This is a genomic window from Streptomyces sp. BR1 (genome assembly GCF_052373795.1).
Classification (GTDB): Bacteria; Actinomycetota; Actinomycetes; order Streptomycetales; family Streptomycetaceae; genus Streptomyces.
This window is the reverse complement of sequence record NZ_CM126252.1, coordinates 6,003,372-6,019,021: the sequence shown is the minus strand read 5'-3', so window position 1 is coordinate 6,019,021 and position 15,650 is coordinate 6,003,372. Positions and strand designations below refer to the sequence as shown.

The window sequence follows — 15,650 nt, the reverse complement described above, 5'->3', positions numbered from 1 at the left end:
CTCACGCCTCCTTCGGGTCGGTGGGGGCGGAGGAGGTGCGGCGCGCGCGGCGCAGCGGCGGCTTGGCGCCGAGCCGCTTGGGGTCCAGACCGGACCACGGGTGGCCGCTCGCGAAGAACTTCTTGCGCGCGAGGAGCGTCATCACCGGCTTGGTGAACAGGAACACCACGACGATGTCGAGCAGGGTCGTCAGACCCAGCGTGAACGCGAAGCCCTGGACCTTGCCGACGGTCACGATGAACAGCACCGCGGCCGCGAGGAACGACACGAAGTCGGAGACCATGATCGTGCGCCGGGCGCGCGGCCAGGCCCGCTCGACGGCCGGACGCAGCGTGCGGCCCTCGCGGATCTCGTCCCTTATGCGTTCGAAGTAGACGATGAACGAGTCGGCGGTGATACCGATGGCGACGATGGCACCACAGACCGCCGGCAGGTTCAGCGCGAAGCCGATGGCCGGGCCGAGCAGCGACATCAGTACGTACGTGAGGATCGCGGAGACCGCGAGGCTCATGATCGCGACGAGCGCGAGGCCGCGGTAGTAGATCACCAGGTAGATGATGACCAGCGCCAGGCCGATGGCACCGGCGATCAGACCGGCGTGCAGCTGGTCGGCGCCGAGCGCGGCGGTCACGGTGGTGACGCTCTGCTCCACGAAGGAGAGCGGGAGCGCGCCGTACGACAGCACGTTGGCCAGGTCGGTGGCCGAGCGCTGGGTGAAGCTGCCGGAGATCTCGGCGCTGCCGCTCAGCGTGGTGCTGACGGACGGGGCCGAGACGACCTGGCCGTCGAGCGCGATCGCGAACTGGTTCTGCGGCGACTGCTGCTTGGAGAGCTTGCCGGTGATCGTCTGGAACTTCTTCGAGCCCTTGCCCGTGAAGTCCATCTGGACGATCCACATGCCGCGCTGCTGGTCGATGACCGCCTTGGCCTTCTTGACGTCCGTACCGTCGACCTCGGCCGGGCCGAGGATGTACTTGGCGTCACCGGTCTGGCTGCAGGCCACGACCATGTCGGTGGCCTTGGTGCCGAACGCGGCCTTGCTGCGGGACTCCTTGGTGGAGCAGTCCAGGGCCTCGAACTGCTTCTGGATCTTGGCAGCGGCGGCCTGGTCGCTCGCCGACGGGGGCGGCGTCGCGGAGCCGGGCGGGGTCGCCGGCGTCGTCGGCGTGGCCTTCGGGCTGGGCTTGGCGTCCGCCTTCAGCGCGTCGGTGACCGCGCGGCCCTGGGGCGTCGGCTTCGCGTCCGGGGTGGCCTTCGGCGTCGAGGACGGCTTCTTGTCGCCGTTCTTGTCCGGGCTCTTGCTCCCCGACGGGCTCGGCGAGGTGCTGGGCGCGGGCTGCTTCTGCGCGGTGCCGGCGGCCTCCGTCAGGACGGGCCGGAAGTAGAGCTTGGCGGTGGTGCCGACCTGCTGGCGGGCCTGCTCCGAGTTCGTCCCCTTGGGGATGTTGACGATGATGTTGCTGGAGCCCTGGGTCTGGACCTCGGCCTCGGAGACGCCGAGTCCATTGACACGGCGGTTCATGATCGAGACCGCGGTGTCCATGTTGGCCTTGTTGATGGCCTTCTCCTGGCCCGGCTCCGCCTTGGCCTTGAGGGTGATGCTCGTGCCGCCGGCGAGGTCGATGCCGAGGCGCGGCGTGTTGTGGCCGGAGGCGAACATGCCGCCCGCGAGGGCCACCATGGCGATCAGGAACAGGACCAGGGTGCGCCCCGGCCTGCCCTGGGCCCCCGCCGGCCTTCGGCCCTTCTTCGGTGCTGCCACCTTGTCGTTTCTCCCTGTCCAACCGCCCCGCGCTCGGGTGTGCGCCTGGGCGGCCACGAAGTGTTGTGGGGACGTCCCCCGTAGAAGTCGTCAGCTCCGCCAGAGCCGCCCGGCGCGGGTACGCACCGAGCGGTCACCGCGAGTGACTACTTCGCGCCCGACTCGCCGTCCGCCTTGCCGTTCTTGGGCTCGGCGGCGTCGTCCGCCTCGTCCTTCTTGCCCAGGTCGATCTTGGCGTCCTGCGCGGCGTCGGCCGCGTCGTCCGCGCCCTCCGTCAGCGACGAGGCGTCGTCCGGCACGACGGGGAGATCGGACGCCTCGTCCGTGTCGCCGTGCACGATGCGGTTGTACTCCTCGTCGGAGAGCACCGCGCCGATCGCGTTCTTCGCGTAGACGGCGTGGACGCCGGGCGCCACCTCCAGAAGCACCGTGTCGTCGCCGAGCTCCTTCACCGTGGCGTACATGCCGCCGATCGTGCGGACACCGGTGCCGGGCTGCATCTCACTGCGCATGGAGGCTGCCTGCTGCTGCTTCTTCTTCGCCGAGCGGGTCATGAGGAACATGGCCCCGATGAGGACGATGAAGGGGAGAAGGGTCACGAGACTCACGGGACGAACTTCCTTCGCACGACCGCGCAAGGAGTGCGGCCTGATCTGGGGGTGGGTATGCCGCCCGGTAAATGTAAGGGCGGCATCGGCGGAGTCTAAGCGAGTCCGCACAGCTGGAACAACGCCCAGCATCCCACCCGGGTTCCTCCCGGCGCACCCACCCGCGCCGTCACGGCCGGAAGAGCCCCTGTTGTCCGCTTCCCGCGGCACCGCCCTGCTGCGGCGGTACGAGGCCCAGGTGCTCCCATGCGGCGGGCGTCGCCACGCGCCCGCGCGGGGTCCGGGCGAGCAGCCCCTCCCGTACGAGGAAGGGCTCGGCCACCTCCTCGACGGTCTCGCGCTCCTCCCCCACCGCGACCGCCAGGGTCGACAGGCCCACCGGGCCGCCGCCGAACAGCTTGAGCAGGGCCTGGAGCACCGCCCGGTCGAGCCGGTCCAGGCCCCGGCTGTCCACCTCGTACACCCGAAGGGCTGCCGCCGCGATCTCCTGGGTGATGACGCCGTCGGCCTTGACCTGGGCGTAGTCGCGCACCCGGCGCAGCAGCCGGTTGGCGATACGGGGCGTGCCGCGCGAGCGGCCGGCGATCTCGCCCGCGCCCGCCGGGTCGATCTCGACGTCGAGCAGGCGGGCCGAGCGGTGCACCACGCGCTCCAGCTCGGCGGCGTCGTAGAACTCCATGTGCGCGGTGAAGCCGAAGCGGTCGCGCAGCGGGGGCGGCAGCAGCCCCGCGCGCGTGGTGGCGCCGACCAGGGTGAAGGGGGGCAGCTCCAGCGGAATGGCGGTGGCGCCGGGGCCCTTGCCGACGATCACGTCGACCCGGAAGTCCTCCATCGCCATGTACAGCATTTCCTCGGCCGGGCGCGACATCCGGTGGATCTCGTCGAGGAAGAGGACTTCACCCTCCTGGAGGGAGGAGAGGATCGCGGCGAGGTCGCCCGCGTGCTGGATGGCCGGGCCGCTGGTGATCCGGATCGGGGCGCCCATCTCGGCCGCGATGATCATCGAGAGCGTGGTCTTGCCGAGGCCGGGAGCACCGGAGAGCAGGACGTGGTCGGCGGTGGCGCCGCGCGCGCGGGCGGCCCGCAGCACCAGGTCGAGCTGTTCGCGGACCTTCTCCTGGCCGACGAACTCGTCGAGGTCCTTGGGGCGCAGGGCGGCCTCGACGGCCTGGTCCTCGCCGTCGGCCACCGGCCCGACCAGCCTCGGGTCGGCGGTCTCGGCTGCGGTCTCGTCCCAGTTCATCAGTGCCGGTCTCTCGTAGGTTCTCGTCGGGTCGGTCGGCGTCGGCGCGGTCAGCGGGCCCGGTTGAGGGTCTGCAGCGCGGCCTTCAGGAGCGCTCCGACGTTGGGGCTCGCCTCCGCCTCGGCCTGCGGGGCGACGGCGGCGACCGCCTCGTCGGCCTCGCGGGTCGCGTAGCCGAGGCCGATCAGGGCCGCGTGCAGCTGGTCGCGCCAGCCCTGGGTGACCGGGGCGCCGACGGACGGGGCGCTGCCGACGGGCGCGCCGAGCCGGTCCTTCAGTTCGATGAGGAGCTTCTGGGCGCCCTTCTTGCCGATGCCGGGCACGGCGGTCAGCGCCTTCTCGTCACCGGAGGCGAACGCCCGGCGCAGCGCGTCCGGCGTGTGCACCGAAAGGACGGCCTGGGCGAGCCGGGGGCCCACACCATTGGCGGTCTGCAGCAGCTCGAAGACCTGCTTCTCGTCGTCGTCCGCGAAGCCGTACAGGGTCAGCGAGTCCTCCCGTACGACCAGGGAGGTGGCGAGCTTGGCGTGCTGGCCGAGGCGCAGGGTGGCCAGGGTGTTGGGCGTGCACTGCAGGGCCATGCCGACGCCGCCGACCTCGACCACCGCGGCGTCGGGGGCGAGGGCGGCGACCGGGCCGCTGACGAAGGCGATCATCGGGTGACCTTCCTTACGGAGAGTTGGGCACGGCGGGCCTGCTCGTGCGCCTGTTGCAGGCGGTTGACGGCGGGGGCGCGCCAGATGTGGCAGATGGCGAGGGCGAGCGCGTCGGCCGCGTCGGCCGGCTTCGGCGGGGCGTCGAGCCGCAGCAGCCGGGTCACCATCGCGCCGACCTGCGCCTTGTCGGCGCGGCCGCTGCCGGTGACGGCGGCCTTGACCTCGCTGGGGGTGTGCAGCGCGACGGGGATGCCGCGGCGGGAGGCGCAGAGCATGGCGACGGCGCTCGCCTGCGCGGTGCCCATCACCGTACGCACGTTGTGCTGGCTGAACACCCGCTCCACGGCGACGAACTCGGGGCGGTGCTCATCCAGCCACCGCTCCATGCCCTGCTCGATGGCGACCAGGCGGTGGCCCAACTCGGCGTCCGCCGGGGTGCGCACGACGCCGACGCCGAGCATCGTCAGCGGGCGGCCCGCCACGCCCTCGACGACGCCGACACCGCACCGGGTCAGCCCCGGGTCCACGCCCAGTACCCGCACCCCGCCCCCCCTTCGATCGTTCAATCGCTTGCTCGTGCAGGCTATCGGGTGCCACTGACAACGGGAGCCACCGACAGCGCGACGGGCCGACGGGAGGTGTCCCGTCGGCCCGTCGCGTACTGCTGTCTGACTGTGCGTCAGGCGTCGACCTTCTCCATGACCTCGTCCGAGACGTCGAAGTTGGCGAAGACGTTCTGCACGTCGTCGCTGTCCTCCAGGGCGTCGATCAGCTTGAAGATCTTGCGCGCGCCCTCTTCGTCCAGCTCGACCTGCATGGTCGGGACGAAGTTCGAGTCGGCCGAGTCGTAGTCGATGCCGGCGTCCTGGAGCGCGGTGCGGACCGCGACCAGGTCGGTGGCCTCGGAGATGATCTCGAAGGACTCGCCGAGGTCGTTGACCTCCTCCGCGCCCGCTTCCAGGACGGCGTCCAGGACGTCGTCCTCGGAGAGCTCGCCCTTGGGCAGGACGATGACGCCCTTGCGGTTGAAGAGGTACGAGACCGAACCCGGGTCGGCCATGTTGCCGCCGTTGCGGGTCATCGCGACACGTACGTCCGAGGCGGCACGGTTGCGGTTGTCGGTGAGGCACTCGATGAGCACCGCGACACCGTTCGGGCCGTAACCCTCGTACATGATCGTCTCGTAGTCGGCGCCGCCCGCCTCAAGACCGGCACCGCGCTTGAGCGCGGAGTCGATGTTCTTGTTGGGCACCGACTGCTTCTTCGCCTTCTGCACGGCGTCGAAGAGGGTCGGGTTGCCGTCGATGTCGGCGCCGCCGGTGCGGGCCGCGACCTCGATGTTCTTGATCAGCTTCGCGAAGAGTTTGCCGCGCTTGGCGTCGATCACGGCCTTCTTGTGCTTCGTCGTAGCCCATTTAGAGTGGCCGGACATCTGCCTGTCTCCTTCGCGTAACCAATTCTGCGTCGTTCGGCAGAGATCCTACCGGGATCGGCTCAGTGGGCGTCGCGCACCATGTCCACGAACAGCCCGTGCATGCGGTGGTCGCCGGTCAGCTCGGGGTGGAACGAGGTCGCGAGGGCGTTGCCCTGGCGCACCGCGACGATGTGACCGCCGTGCTCGGCGAGGACCTCGGTCTGCGCGCCCACCGACTCGACCCAGGGCGCCCGGATGAAGACACCGTCGACGGGGCCGACCCCGGAGACCTCGACGGTCGCCTCGAAGGACTCGTTCTGGCGCCCGAAGGCGTTGCGGCGCACGATCATGTCGATGCCGCCGATCGTCTCCTGGCCCGAACGCGGGTCGAGGATCTTGTCGGCGAGCATGATCAGTCCGGCGCAGGTGCCGTAGACGGGCATGCCGTCCGCCACGCGCGCGCGAAGCGGCTCCATCAGGCCGAACAGGACCGCGAGCTTGGAGATGGTGGTGGACTCGCCGCCGGGGATGACCAGGCCGTCCACCTCGGCGAGCTCCTCGGGGCGCCTCACCGGCCTGGCCACGGCGTCCGCCGCGGCCAGGGCGATCAGGTGCTCCCGTACGTCGCCCTGGAGGGCCAGGACGCCTATGACGGGTGTGTTGCTCATGTCCTTCGGTACCTGTGCCTTACCAGCCGCGGTTGGCGTAGCGCTCGGCCTCGGGGAGGGTGTCGCAGTTGATGCCGACCATGGCCTCGCCCAGGTTGCGGGACGCGTCCGCGATGATCTTCGGGTCGTCGTAGAAGGTGGTGGCCTTCACGATGGCGGCGGCGCGCTTGGCCGGGTCGCCCGACTTGAAGATGCCGGAGCCGACGAAGACGCCCTCGGCGCCGAGCTGGCGCATCAGCGCGGCGTCGGCCGGGGTGGCCACGCCACCGGCGGAGAACAGCACCACCGGGAGCTTGCCGAGCTCGGCGACCTCCTTGACCAGCTCGTACGGGGCGCGCAGGTCCTTGGCGGCGGCGAACAGCTCGTTGTTGTCGAAGCCGCGCAGCTTGGCGATCTCGTTCTTGATCTGGCGCAGGTGGCGGACGGCCTCGACGACGTTGCCGGTGCCGGCCTCGCCCTTGGAACGGATCATGGCCGCGCCCTCGGCGATACGGCGCAGGGCCTCGCCCAGGTTGGTGGCGCCGCAGACGAAGGGGGTGGTGAACGCCCACTTGTCGGAGTGGTTGACCTCGTCGGCCGGGGTCAGGACCTCGGACTCGTCGATGTAGTCGACACCGAGCGACTGCAGGACCTGGGCCTCGACGAAGTGGCCGATACGGGACTTGGCCATGACGGGGATGGAGACGGCCTCGATGATCTCTTCGATCATGTTCGGGTCGGACATCCGGGCCACGCCGCCGTCCTTGCGGATGTCGGCCGGGACCCGCTCCAGGGCCATGACCGCCACGGCGCCCGCGTCCTCGGCGATCTTCGCCTGCTCGGCGTTGACCACGTCCATGATCACACCGCCCTTGAGCTGCTCGGCCATGCCGCGCTTCACGCGCGCGGTGCCGGTCTCGGGGGTCTGGGCGCTGCTGGAGAGGGTGCTGGACACGGGACCTCGCTGGAGTGAAGAAGGGGGTTCTCTACTGCCCAGAGGGTGTCTTCGCGGACCAGTCCACAGCAAGGGCCAATGTGGAGGCGGTGGATCGTTTTGAGGCCTGTCCTGTTTTACGGTTACGAGCCCGGGCGGTCGGCCAGGGCCGTCGGGGGCTCGTCGTCCATCTCGAAGGCCAGCGGGAACGGCGCGTGCCCGGCCAGGCGGAACCAGCGGACCTTGCGGTGCCTGCGCAGGGCCCGTGCGGCGCGTACGGCGTCGTTGTGGAAGCGGCGGGCCATCGGGACGCGGCGTACCGCCTGGGCCAGCTCCTCCGCCGCGTCCACGCCGCCGGGGGCCTCGCGGACCGCCTCGACCTGGGCCTGCTCGCCGAACACGGCCCGCAGCGCCTGGCTCAGCTCGCTCTCGGCGACCTCGCGCTGCTCCTCCTCGGCCTGGCGGGCCGCGTGCGCCGCCTCGTACAGGACGATCGACGCGGCGGGGTCCAGTACGCCGGAGGTGGCCAGCTCCTGGGTGACCGAGGCGCGGCGCAGAAGCTGCGCGTCCAGGGCGGCGCGGGCGGCGTCGATACGGGTGTGCAGACGGTCCAGACGCCCGGCGGTCCAGCTGAGGTAGAGGCCGATCGCGATGAGGGCGACGACGGTCCAGATGAGGGTTACGGTCACGGGCCGCAAGGCTAGCCCAGCCGCGTCCTCAGTCCCGCGCCAACCCGAACCGCGCCCGCAGGCCCGGGCGCTCGTCCGTGGCCACCGATGCCGCGCCGTCCGTCACCGTCTCGTACACCGCCAGGATGTCCGCGCCGACCGTCGACCAGTCGAAGCGGCGGACGTGGGCGGAGCCGCGCGCGCCGAGTTCGGCCCGGCGGGCCGGGTCGGCCAGCAGGCGCAGGGCCGACGCGGCCAGCGCGTCCGCGTCCTCGTTGGCGAAGAGTTCGCCCGCGTTGCCCTGGTCCAGGACCTGCGCGAACGCGTCCAGGTCGCTCGCCAGGACCGCCGCGCCCGCCGACAGCGCCTCGACCAGGATGATGCCGAAGCTCTCGCCGCCGGTGTTGGGCGCCACGTACACATCGACGCTGCTCAGGAAGCGCGCCTTGTCCTCGTCGCTCACCATGCCGAGGAATTCCACCCGGGAGCGCAGCTCGGCGGGCAGGGAGGCCACCGCCTCCTGCTCGTCGCCCCGGCCCGCGACCAGGAGGCGGGTCTCAGGGCGCTCCGAAAGGATCTTCGGCAGCGCCTTCATCAGGACCGGCAGGCCCTTCCTCGGCTCGTCGATGCGGCCGATGAAGCCGAGCGTGTCGCCCTGCCACTCGGGGCGGGGCTCGGCCTTGGCGAAGAAGTCGACGTCGACGCCGTTGGGGATCACCACCGCGTCGCCGCCCAGGTGCTCCACGAGCGTGCGCCGCGCGTACTCGCTCACCGCGATCCGCGCGCTGATCTTCTCCAGGGCGGGCTGGAGGATCGGGTAGGCCGCGATCATCGCCCGCGAGCGCGGGTTGGAGGTGTGGAACGTGGCCACGATCGGGCCCTGCGCCGCCCAGCAGCTCAGCAGGCCCAGCGAGGGCGAGGCGGGCTCATGGATGTGGATGACGTCGAACGTGCCCTCGTGCAGCCACCGCCGCACCCGCGCGGCCGACAGGAAGCCGAAGTTCAGCCGCGCCACCGAGCCGTTGTAGGGCACCGGCACGGCCCGGCCCGCCGAGACCACGTACGGGGGCAGCGGCGTCTCGTCGTCGGCGGGGGCGAGCACGGAGACCTCGTGGCCGCGCCGGATCAGATGCTCGGCCAGGTCCCTGATGTGGAACTGGACGCCGCCCGGCACGTCCCAGGAGTACGGGCAGACGATGCCGATCCTCACGACCGGCGCTCCTCGAGGTCGGCGAGCCACAGGCGCTGGAGCATGTGCCAGTCCTCCGGGTGTTCGGCGATACCGGTGGCGAAGGCGTCGGCCAGCGCCTGGGTCATCACGGACGTCTTCTCCGCGCGCGTGCCCGTCTCGGGCACGTCGATCGGCGGGTGCACCCGGCCCTGCATGACGGGCGACTCGTCGTACCAGAGGGTCACCGGCAGCAGCAGCGCGCCGGTCTGCTGGGCCAGCAGGGCGGGACCGGCGGGCATCCGCGCGGTGTCCCCGAAGAACTTCACCTCGACGCCGGACGCCGACAGGTCGCGGTCGGCGACCAGGCAGACCAGACCGCCGTCGCGCAGCCGCCTCGCGAGCGTGCCGAAGGCCTGGCCGCCGGTGTGAGGCAGGACCTCCATGCCCAGGCTCTCGCGGTAGGCGACGAACCGGTCGTACAGCGTCTCGGGCTTGAGCCGCTCGGCGACCGTGGTGAACGGCGTCTCCAGCTTGGTGGTGACCCAGGCGCCCGCCAGGTCGTAGTTGCCCATGTGGGGCAGCGCCAGGACCACGCCCTTGCCGGAGGCCAGGGCGTCGGTGAGGTGGTGCAGGCCCTGCGGCTCGAAACCGGTCCTCATCCGGTCCTTGCTCCAGGCCGGCAGCCGGAACGACTCCATCCAGTACCGCATGTAGGAGCGCATCCCGGCCTGCGACAGCTCGGCGAGCCGCTCGGGGGTGGCGTCGGGCACCACGCGCGCGAGGTTGGATTCGAGCCGCAGCACGCTCTTGCCGCGCCGCTTCCACACCGTGTCCGCGATCCGCCGGCCCAGGCCCGTGGCCATGGGTTCGGGGAGCTTCTTGACGGAGGCCCAGGCGAGCCCGTAGAGCGAGTCCGTCAGCCGCTCCCTCATGAAGCGGCCCCGCCGGTACGGGCCGCCTCGGCGTCGGCCTCCGCGGACTCGCGGCGCACCGTCACCACCCGCTGGATCAGCGTGATCAGACTGCCCACCGCCACGATCCACAGCGCGATCGGCAGCAGGATCTGGATGCCCGGGACACCGAACTTGTGCAGCCCGGCGAGACCGGCCGCGACCAGCGAGATCACCAGGCGTTCGGCCCGCTCGATCAGTCCGTTGACGGCGACCGGCAGCCCGATCGACTCACCGCGCGCCTTGGTGTACGAGACGACCTGGCCGCTGGCGAGACAGAAGATCGCGACCGCGCACAGGGCGTTGTTGTCGCCGCTGCCCGCGTACCAGAGCGCGAAGCCGCCGAAGATCGCGCCGTCCGCGACACGGTCAAGCGTCGAGTCGAGGAACGCGCCCCAGCGGCTGGAGATCCCCGCCTGGCGGGCCATGTTGCCGTCGACCAGGTCGGAGAAGACGAACAGGGTGATGACGATCGTGCCCCAGAAGAACTCTCCACGGGGGAAGAAGACCAGCGCACCCGCCATCACTCCGGCCGTGCCGAGCAGGGTCACGGCATCCGGGCTCACCCCCCGGCGGAGCAGAAACGCGGCGAACGGCGTGAGGACACGCGTGAAGAATGCACGCGCGTACTTGTTCAGCATGGCCTTCCCGACGGTCGGTGTGGCCGCGCGGCCCTGCTGGCCACCGGCTGGCCCATCGTAGCCAGGCCCGGACGGCTCCACCGCCGCGCACCCTCGACCGGCCCGCGTTCCCGTACGACGTATGGACGCACAGTGACCGGAGTGGAACGCTGGAAAGACCGCGGGCGACGCGAAGCCGCCCCGGCCGGGGACGTTCACGGCCGGGGACCGGGGGAGGATCCGCGCGGCCGCGCCCTTTCACCACCTCACCGTGCAAGAAACGGAAGCCATACGGGAGGAACGGCATGGGCGACAAGGCGAGTGCACATCCCGGAGCCGCCGGCAGGGCAGCTACGGCCGACCACCCCTCATCCGTACGGAATGTGGTGCTGGTCGGCCACAGCGGATCCGGGAAGACGACATTGGTGGAAGCGCTCGCGCTGACGGCGGGGGCCGTCAACCGCGCGGGCCGGGTCGAGGACGGCGGGACCGTCTCCGACTACGACGAGATCGAGCACCGCCAGCAGCGGTCGGTCCAGCTCTCGTTGGTCCCGGTCGAATGGGCCGGATGCAAGATCAATATTCTGGACACCCCCGGATACGCCGACTTCGTGGGGGAACTCAGGGCCGGTCTGCGGGCAGCGGACGCGGCCCTTTTCGTCGTCTCCGCCTCCGACGGCGTGGACGGCGCGACCAGAATGGTGTGGGAGGAGTGCGCCGCGGTCGGCATGCCGCGGGCCATCGTGATCACCCATCTGGAGGCGGCCCGCGCGGACTTCTCCGAGATGACCCGGGTGTGCGCCGAGGCGTTCGGCGGCGACGACCCCGACGCCGTACTCCCGCTCTACCTGCCGCTGCACGGACCGGCCGGACCCGACGGGCACGCACCGGTCACCGGCCTCATCGGGCTCCTCACACAGCGCGTGTTCGACTACGCCTCCGGTGAGCGCAAGGAGGCCGAGCCCGGCCCCGAGCAGCTCCCGCTCGTCGAGGAGGCCCGCAACCGGCTGATCGAGGGCATCATCGCCGAGTCCGAGGACGAGACCCTCATGGACCGCTACCTCGGCGGCGCCGAGATCGACCTGAAAACGCTGATCGACGACCTGGAACGAGCGGTCGCCCGCGGCACCTTCCACCCGGTCCTCGCCGCCGCACCGGCCGCCGAGGGCGCCCGCCAGGGCATCGGCACCGTCGAACTCCTGGAACTGATCATCGGCGGCTTCCCGACCCCGCTGGAGCGCGCTGCACCCGACGTCACCACCCCGCAGGGCGGCGCGCGCCCCGCGCCCGTCTGCGCGCCCGAGGGCCCGCTGGTCGCCGAGGTCATCAAGACCTCCTCCGACCCGTACGTGGGCCGCGTGAGCCTGGTACGCGTCTTCTCCGGCACCCTGCGCCCCGACGAGACCGTCCATGTCTCCGGGCACGGGATGACCGACCGGGGCCACGAGGACCACGATGTCGACGAACGCGTCGGCGCGCTCTCCTCCCCCTTCGGCAAACAGCAGCGCACCCTCACGCACTGCGTCGCGGGCGACATCGCGTGCGTGGCCAAACTGGTCCGCGCCGAGACCGGGGACACCCTCTCCGGCAAGGACGACCCGCTGCTCATGGCGCCCTGGGACATGCCCGACCCGCTGCTGCCGCTCGCCATCGAGGCCCACAGCAAGGCCGACGAGGACAAGCTCTCCCAAGGGCTCTCCCGGCTGGTCGCCGAGGACCCGACGATGCGCCTGGAACAGAACCCGCACACCCACCAGCTCGTTCTGTGGTGCCTGGGCGAGGCCCACAAGGACGTCGCCCTGGAACGGCTGCGCAGCCGCTACGGCGTCCAGGTCGACGTCGTCGCGCACAAGGTCTCGCTGCGCGAGACGTTCGGCGACACCGCCACCGGGCGCGGGCGCCACGTCAAGCAGTCCGGCGGTCACGGCCAGTACGCGATCTGCGAGATCGAGGTGCAGCCGCTGCCGCCCGGCTCCGGCATCGAGTTCGTGGACAAGGTCGTCGGCGGCTCGGTCCCCCGCCAGTTCATCCCCTCCGTCGAGAAGGGCGTACGCGCCCAGGCGGCCAAGGGCGTCGCCGCCGGCTACCCGCTCGTCGACGTACGGATCACCCTGCTCGACGGCAAGGCCCACTCCGTGGACTCCTCCGACGCCGCCTTCCAGACGGCCGGGGCACTGGCACTGCGGGAAGCCGCCGCGGACGTACGCATCCACCTCCTGGAACCGGTCGCCGAGCTCCAGGTGCTGGTCCCCGACGACTACGTCGGGCCGGTCATGAGCGATCTGTCCGGCCGCCGGGGCCGCGTCGTCGGCACCGAACAGGCCGGGCCCGGACGCACCCTGGTGCGGGCCGAGGTGCCCGAGATCGAGATCGGGCGGTACGCGGTCGACCTGCGCTCCGTCTCGCACGGCACCGGACGCTTCGACCGCGCGTACGCCCGGCACGAACCCATGCCGCCACAGCTGGCCGACAAAATCCGCGAAACACCCGAAAAGACAGCATAGGGAAGGCAATTGACGGACCGTCGGAACTGCCGCACCGCCCAACTTCCTTACGGCGGGCGGCATTCCGACGTCCCCTGACGCGCGGGGACCGACCCCGATACGCTGAGGTCCCAGCTCAGCAGGTGTGCGGGGAACGGCAGTCGGGAAGAGGCCGCAGAGCAACAGAGTGCGGCGATGGGGGCGGCAGTGGCGGACGAACCATTCGATTTCTCACCCGGGGCCCAGGTCCCGCTGCAGGGCTCGGCGGGCCAGACGGCCGCGACCCAGGCCCTGGCCTCGGCGGCGTACCGGGACAGCCCCGTCGCCGACATACTCAAGGCCAACAACGAATGGCACGAGTCGGCCGTCACCAAACCCCGACTCTCGCTCTTCGAACCCAACCTCGGCGAGGCCTTCTCCCGGGCCGTACAGTCCCGCATGCTCGGCGCCACCCGCAAAGCGCTCATCCAGTCGTTCGGCACCGAACCCCAGACCGTCGTCGAGCACTGCCTCGCCGCCATCCGCATCCGCAAGGAACGCGACACCAAACTCACCCTCATCACCGGCGTCTTCGGCGTGCTCTTCCTGCCCGGACTGCTCCTCTGGCTCGGCGTGTTCCAGCTGCGCCGCACCCTCGCCGGCGCCAAGGACCGCCGCGTCGGCGCGCTCGGCAACCTGCTGCTCATCGCGTTCGCCGTGCTCGCCGTGGTCTTCCTGGTCAAACTGCCCTTCGGCGGGATCCTCGCGATCTATCTGCGCGCGATGATGGTCATGCCCGTCCTCGGCTGGTTCTGGGCCAAGTGGATCTGCGAATCCACCGCCAAGGACCTGCGCGACCGCTGGAGCGGCCTGCTCTCCGGCGGCGGCGTCGGCGCCAAGATCCCCGAAGCCGTACCCAAGAACCCGCACGAGACCGCCGCCGAACAGCTCCGCCAGAACCTCGCCAAACTCACCGCCGAACAGCAGAGCAACGCCGTCTTCTACGCCGGCCCCAAGGGCATACTCGGCATGGGCACCCGCTGGGGCAGCTGGCAGCTCGCCGAGGAACTCGTCCCCAAGGACCCCGGCAAGGAGATCCACGGCTTCCGCAGCTGGGACGTCATACGGTCCATCCAGGACCGGCTGCGCCTGCTTGAGCGCGGCCCCCTGCACACCGGCGGCTTCCCCAAACCCTCCGTCAACAACTGGGTCGTCTCCCCCGTCGGCGAGAACGCCAAGGACGTTTCCCGGCCCACCGGTCAGGACGTCGACAACTTCCAGGTCCGCCAGCACGAAGTCCAGCGGATCTGCAACGAGCAGCAGTTCGGCAGCGGCAACCGCCACTACCTCGGCGTCCAGTTCACCCTCTGGGACGGCCAGCTGGTCATCACCATGATGATCACCGTGACCGTGCTCCACGAGACCCTGCGCATCGAGGTCACCGGACACGCCCTCGGCCCGGTCCACTCCCTCTTCACCACCAAGCCCTCCCCCAAGACCAAGGAGGTCGACAAGACCTTCAAGTTCTGGGAGAAGCGGACCGTCCAGCTCCCGCTGGTCGAGCCGCGCGAAGTCGTCCGCCTCGCCGCCCGCGCCCCGCTCACCTGGTACCCGCCGCTCCTGGACTACCTCGGCGGCAAACTGGTGCTGCCCGAGCCCTTCGGCCTGCGGCACGCCTGGGCCGACAGGCCCTGGCGCCACCGCTTCATGGCCGACGACGCGATGCGCGCGGCCACACCCGTACTGCGGGTGGTGCACGCGGCCGCGATGAAGGTCCTGGACGAGAACGGCGTGGACACCGCGCGCTTCACCAGCCGCGCGGTGATGCTGAGCGGCGCGGTACAGGACCCGGCACCGCGCAAGGCCGACTCGTACGACGCGTAACGGCTATGCCTGGTCCGACGCCTGGCCCGTCTGCGGCCAGGCGTCGGCCAGCATCTTGCGGGTGTCGCCCAGGAGTTGGGGCAGGATCTTGGTGTGCCCGACCACCGGCATGAAATTGGTGTCGCCGCCCCAGCGGGGCACGATGTGCTGGTGGAGGTGGGCGGCGATGCCCGCGCCTGCGACCGTTCCCTGGTTCATGCCGATGTTGAAACCGTGCGCCCCGGAAGCCGTCCGCAGCGCCTTCATGGCGTGCTTGGTGAGCTCCGCCAGCTCGATGGTCTCGGCGGCGTCCAGATCTGTGTAGTCGGCGACGTGCCGGTAGGGCACGACCATCATGTGCCCGCCGTTGTAGGGGTACAGATTCAGCACGGCGTACACGTACTGACCTCGGGCGACGATGAGCCCGTCCTCGTCGGACTTGGCCGGGATCGAGCAGAAGGGACAGCCGTCGCCGGCGTCCGGGCCGGTCGGCTTGTTCTCACCCTGGATGTACGCCATCCGGTGGGGCGTCCACAGGCGCTGGAACGCGTCCTGGACACCGACCCCGATCTGCTGTTCCGGCTCACTCGTCATGTTGTGCAGCATATGACTTCACGCTGGAGGGACGACAAAGGCCCCCGGGAAACCCGGG

15 protein-coding genes are annotated in these 15,650 nt (G+C 70.7%); 2 read left to right on the top strand and 13 right to left on the bottom strand.

Features of this window, described 5'->3' with window-relative positions; translation table 11 throughout:
- Position 1: 1 nt before the first annotated feature.
- The 12 genes from secD to pgsA form a co-directional block, all read right to left on the bottom strand.
- On the bottom strand, positions 2 to 1,762 hold the full coding sequence (gene secD / locus ACT1U9_RS26425; protein ID WP_444535127.1) for a protein translocase subunit SecD: 1,761 nt from the start codon (positions 1,760 to 1,762) through the stop codon (positions 2 to 4).
- Between the two features lie 146 nt (positions 1,763 to 1,908).
- Positions 1,909 to 2,370, bottom strand: coding sequence for a preprotein translocase subunit YajC (yajC, locus tag ACT1U9_RS26420; RefSeq protein WP_444535126.1), 462 nt, complete (start codon positions 2,368 to 2,370; stop codon positions 1,909 to 1,911).
- Between the two features lie 169 nt (positions 2,371 to 2,539).
- The gene (ruvB, locus tag ACT1U9_RS26415; protein WP_444535125.1) at positions 2,540 to 3,613 is read right to left on the bottom strand and encodes a Holliday junction branch migration DNA helicase RuvB; all 1,074 of its coding nucleotides are present in this window, start codon (positions 3,611 to 3,613) and stop codon (positions 2,540 to 2,542) included.
- Positions 3,614 to 3,663: 50 nt separating this feature from the next.
- The gene (gene ruvA / locus ACT1U9_RS26410; protein ID WP_444535124.1) at positions 3,664 to 4,269 is read right to left on the bottom strand and encodes a Holliday junction branch migration protein RuvA; all 606 of its coding nucleotides are present in this window, start codon (positions 4,267 to 4,269) and stop codon (positions 3,664 to 3,666) included.
- Positions 4,266 to 4,811, bottom strand: a complete 546-nt coding sequence (ruvC, locus tag ACT1U9_RS26405) for a crossover junction endodeoxyribonuclease RuvC (RefSeq protein WP_444535123.1) — start codon at positions 4,809 to 4,811, stop codon at positions 4,266 to 4,268. Before ruvC ends, ruvA begins: the two co-directional genes overlap by 4 nt.
- A gap of 137 nt (positions 4,812 to 4,948) precedes the next feature.
- Positions 4,949 to 5,701 carry a YebC/PmpR family DNA-binding transcriptional regulator gene (locus ACT1U9_RS26400; RefSeq protein WP_444535122.1) on the bottom strand — a complete coding sequence of 251 codons (753 nt, stop codon included), beginning with the start codon at positions 5,699 to 5,701 and terminating at the stop codon, positions 4,949 to 4,951.
- Between the two features lie 62 nt (positions 5,702 to 5,763).
- Positions 5,764 to 6,351 carry a pyridoxal 5'-phosphate synthase glutaminase subunit PdxT gene (gene pdxT, locus ACT1U9_RS26395; protein ID WP_188271546.1) on the bottom strand — a complete coding sequence of 196 codons (588 nt, stop codon included), beginning with the start codon at positions 6,349 to 6,351 and terminating at the stop codon, positions 5,764 to 5,766.
- Positions 6,352 to 6,370: 19 nt separating this feature from the next.
- The gene (gene pdxS, locus ACT1U9_RS26390; protein WP_188271547.1) at positions 6,371 to 7,285 is read right to left on the bottom strand and encodes a pyridoxal 5'-phosphate synthase lyase subunit PdxS; all 915 of its coding nucleotides are present in this window, start codon (positions 7,283 to 7,285) and stop codon (positions 6,371 to 6,373) included.
- A gap of 122 nt (positions 7,286 to 7,407) precedes the next feature.
- The gene (locus ACT1U9_RS26385; protein WP_444535121.1) at positions 7,408 to 7,953 is read right to left on the bottom strand and encodes a hypothetical protein; all 546 of its coding nucleotides are present in this window, start codon (positions 7,951 to 7,953) and stop codon (positions 7,408 to 7,410) included.
- A 28-nt stretch (positions 7,954 to 7,981) separates the two neighbouring features.
- Positions 7,982 to 9,142, bottom strand: a complete 1,161-nt coding sequence (locus ACT1U9_RS26380) for a glycosyltransferase family 4 protein (protein WP_444535120.1) — start codon at positions 9,140 to 9,142, stop codon at positions 7,982 to 7,984.
- Positions 9,139 to 10,035 carry a phosphatidylinositol mannoside acyltransferase gene (locus ACT1U9_RS26375; protein ID WP_444535119.1) on the bottom strand — a complete coding sequence of 299 codons (897 nt, stop codon included), beginning with the start codon at positions 10,033 to 10,035 and terminating at the stop codon, positions 9,139 to 9,141. The genes ACT1U9_RS26380 and ACT1U9_RS26375 overlap by 4 nt, the downstream gene beginning before the upstream one ends.
- Positions 10,032 to 10,694, bottom strand: a complete 663-nt coding sequence (pgsA, locus tag ACT1U9_RS26370; protein WP_444535118.1) for a phosphatidylinositol phosphate synthase — start codon at positions 10,692 to 10,694, stop codon at positions 10,032 to 10,034. The genes ACT1U9_RS26375 and pgsA overlap by 4 nt, the downstream gene beginning before the upstream one ends.
- Positions 10,695 to 10,978: 284 nt before the next feature.
- Between pgsA and ACT1U9_RS26365 the strand changes: the two genes are divergently transcribed.
- On the top strand, positions 10,979 to 13,177 hold the full coding sequence (locus ACT1U9_RS26365) for an elongation factor G-like protein EF-G2 (RefSeq protein WP_444535117.1): 2,199 nt from the start codon (positions 10,979 to 10,981) through the stop codon (positions 13,175 to 13,177).
- 186 nt (positions 13,178 to 13,363) lie between these two features.
- Positions 13,364 to 15,019 carry a hypothetical protein gene (locus ACT1U9_RS26360; protein WP_444535116.1) on the top strand — a complete coding sequence of 552 codons (1,656 nt, stop codon included), beginning with the start codon at positions 13,364 to 13,366 and terminating at the stop codon, positions 15,017 to 15,019.
- 3 nt (positions 15,020 to 15,022) lie between these two features.
- On the opposite strand, the gene ACT1U9_RS26355 is transcribed toward ACT1U9_RS26360, so the two are convergent.
- Positions 15,023 to 15,604, bottom strand: a complete 582-nt coding sequence (locus tag ACT1U9_RS26355) for an HIT family protein (protein WP_444535115.1) — start codon at positions 15,602 to 15,604, stop codon at positions 15,023 to 15,025.
- Between the last annotated feature and the right edge of the window lie 46 nt (positions 15,605 to 15,650).

Coding starts and splice junctions, on each gene's coding strand:
- ACT1U9_RS26400 (WP_444535122.1), bottom strand. CDS start 5,701: ATGTCCGGCCACTCTAAATGGGCTACGACGAAGCACAAGAAGGCCGTG.
- ACT1U9_RS26375 (WP_444535119.1), bottom strand. CDS start 10,035: ATGAGGGAGCGGCTGACGGACTCGCTCTACGGGCTCGCCTGGGCCTCC.
- ACT1U9_RS26365 (WP_444535117.1), top strand. CDS start 10,979: ATGGGCGACAAGGCGAGTGCACATCCCGGAGCCGCCGGCAGGGCAGCT.
- pdxT (WP_188271546.1), bottom strand. CDS start 6,351: ATGAGCAACACACCCGTCATAGGCGTCCTGGCCCTCCAGGGCGACGTA.
- ruvA (WP_444535124.1), bottom strand. CDS start 4,269: ATGATCGCCTTCGTCAGCGGCCCGGTCGCCGCCCTCGCCCCCGACGCC.
- ACT1U9_RS26355 (WP_444535115.1), bottom strand. CDS start 15,604: ATGCTGCACAACATGACGAGTGAGCCGGAACAGCAGATCGGGGTCGGT.
- ruvB (WP_444535125.1), bottom strand. CDS start 3,613: ATGAACTGGGACGAGACCGCAGCCGAGACCGCCGACCCGAGGCTGGTC.
- pgsA (WP_444535118.1), bottom strand. CDS start 10,694: ATGCTGAACAAGTACGCGCGTGCATTCTTCACGCGTGTCCTCACGCCG.